The sequence below is a fragment of the Streptomyces carpinensis genome (assembly GCF_002154505.1).
Taxonomy (GTDB): domain Bacteria; phylum Actinomycetota; class Actinomycetes; order Streptomycetales; family Streptomycetaceae; genus Streptomyces; species Streptomyces carpinensis.
Map to the genome: position 1 here is coordinate 1 of NZ_MUBM01000678.1, position 338 is coordinate 338.

Below are 338 nucleotides of genomic sequence, written 5' to 3' on the forward strand. Positions count from 1 at the left end.
GGCACGGGAGTGCGGGGCGCGGCGGATGTCGCCGCGGGCGTGCGGGTCACGAGCGGTGGCCACCGGCCTCCCAGGTGAAGTCGCGCAGTGCCGCGAGGTTGCGCAGGGCCAGGGCGGCCGGGCCCTGCGGGCCGTCGGCGGCTGCTTCTCCGGTGGCCCAGGCCTCCACGGCCACGCGCACGGCGGCGCTCGCCACGGCGGCGGTGAAACGGAGTTCGGGAGTGAGGGGGGTCGCCGCGTCACTCGCCCGGTCATGGGCCGAGGCGTCGGCAACGTTGTCCTCGGTGCCGGCCCGGCTCGTCAGCACCTGCGCCAGGGCCCGCTCCGAGTCCTGGCAG

At 77.5% G+C, this 338-nt stretch carries 1 pseudogene; it reads right to left on the reverse strand.

The annotated features are described in order from the left end of the window. Positions 1 to 46: 46 nt before the first annotated feature. Positions 47 to 338, reverse strand: a pseudogene (locus tag BZY54_RS54385) (TetR family transcriptional regulator); the annotation flags it as partial.